The following is a 2120-nucleotide window of genomic DNA, read 5'->3' as shown; positions in this document are numbered from 1 at the left end:
AAAAAATCAACTCAATCATCATCTTCATCAGTTTCAAATGAAGAAAATGGAAATCAGGCCTCAGCAGTAGCACCTAAAGCTTCTTCTCAAGAACAAGCTCAAGCAGGTACTACAGATGGCGGACAAGTGGCTGAAGCTACAACACCAGCTTCTCAAGTTGAAGGTGGTCGAGGTGCTTGGACAGCTACTTCTGGAACATTGACACTTGATGCGGAAACACCTGTCTATGCTGCGCCAGATAAAGACAGTGGAGCTGTTTCTAAACTTCCTGCAGGGGATGTTGATTGGGACAAATATGAAATTTTACCTGATGGAAACTGGTATAGTTTTGTTAAGGATGGTCAACGATACTACATTTCATATTCAGATGTAGGACATTGATAAAAGGTTCAAAATGAAACATGATGGCATTTAAAGCTGTCGTGTTTTTACTTTATTTTCAATTTTTTTGGAAAAACAACGAATATATAAGTATAATCAGTCATTTTCCGATTATGACAAAAATTGGACAGTTTATGATTTAGGTGTGAACAAGTCAAATAAATTTGGTATACTAATGGACAAGTGAGAAATATTCAGTAATATTCAGTAATATTCTGTAAAATACTTGTAATGTTTGTCACCGAGTGTTACAATCAAACAGTAACATCAATTCGATAGAGAGAATAATTGATATGAAACGAGAAAAATTTTTACACGAACAACAACGTTTTTCCATTCGTAAATATTCATTTGGGGCAGCATCAGTTCTTTTAGGAGCTAGTTTGGTCTTTGCAGGTCAAGCTTTGGCTGATGAGCATCATGAAGTTTCAACACCTTCAGATGCCACTGTGCGTGCTACCTCAGATAGTGATGCTGTGACAGCAGCTGATATTTTCAGTGGGGTAGCATCAAGTGAGAAAGCTAGCCAAGTCTCAACAACTAGCCAAACCGCTAGTGGAACTGCTACTAGCGAGGCTAGAAGTGAAGTGAGTGCTAGTACCTCACAAGCAGCAGATAAAATTTCTGAATCAACAACTGCTAGCTCAGAAGCGACAAGGAACACAAATGCTTCATCTGAAACAGCCACTAACCTTGATGTATCTGCCTTAACGAGAGCAGCTGTCAATACTAGTTTGGTGAGCCAACCAGCTACAACTACAGACAGCGACCTTCCAAGTCAAGGAACTTATGTCTACAAGGAACGTACAGAGATTAAGAATCAACCCAAGGTGTCTGCCAAGGCTGAATTTTATGTAAATCCAGGAGACAGCGTCCTTTACGATCAAGTCGTGACGGCTGACGGCTATCAATGGATTAGCTACAAATCATACTCTGGCGTGCGTCGTTATGCGCCAGTGAAACCAGTGGCAGCTGGTAGTGGTAACGGTAATAGTGGTAATGGGGATGGTAAGCCTTCTAATGGCACTCAAGCCACAACAGGTGCTTTGAACATCCCAGCGACAGGAACTTTCTACTTTACACGTGACACAAATATTAAGAAAGAACCAAAAGCAGACCTCAAACCTACTTTTGTTTTCAGTAAGGGTGACCATGTTATCTATGACAAAGTTTTGACTGCGGATAATCACCAATGGATTTCTTACCTTGGGTATGACTATGTTCGCTATTATGCAGATATTGCGACTTTGACACCTGCCAAAGCTGAAACACCAACTGTTAAACCAACAGAGACTAATCAAGCAAAACCAGAAACTACTGGTGCTGAAAAGCTTCCAGCAAGTGGTACTTATAATGTGACACGTAGCTTGAATGTTAAAAATAAACCTAAGGCTTCTGCAGAAACACTTTATACCTTGGAAAAAGGCTACAAAGTGAACTATGACAAGGTCTTGACTGCGGATAACCACCAATGGATTTCTTATATTAGCTATAGTGGTACACGTCGTTATGTGGATATTGCGACCTTGAAAGCTACTGAGTCTAAACCACAAGAAAACCGTGTTTCTGGTAACCTTACCATCAACAACCAAACCTCTAATGGATTTGATGTTGTCGTAACCAATGTTTCAGGTGGTGGCAAGACAGTTCAGGAAGTCCGTGTCCCAATCTGGTCAAATAAAGATGGTCAAGACGACCTTACTTGGTATCATGCCGATAAACAATCAGACGGTAGCTAT

2 protein-coding genes are annotated in these 2120 nt (G+C 40.5%); both read left to right on the top strand.

Annotated features, from left to right (window positions below):
• A partial coding sequence (locus HMPREF1519_RS07660) for a hypothetical protein (protein WP_037611787.1) occupies positions 1-381 on the top strand: 381 nt, incomplete at its 5' end.
• 293 nt (positions 382-674) lie between these two features.
• On the top strand, positions 675-2120 hold a 1446-nt coding region (locus tag HMPREF1519_RS07655), incomplete at its 3' end, for an SH3 domain-containing protein (RefSeq protein ID WP_037611786.1).

The organism is Streptococcus sp. SR4, from assembly GCF_000517725.1.
Taxonomy (GTDB): Bacteria; Bacillota; Bacilli; order Lactobacillales; family Streptococcaceae; genus Streptococcus; species Streptococcus salivarius_F.
The sequence above is the reverse complement of the archived record's forward strand: the minus strand, read 5'-3'. Positions and strand labels throughout refer to the sequence as shown.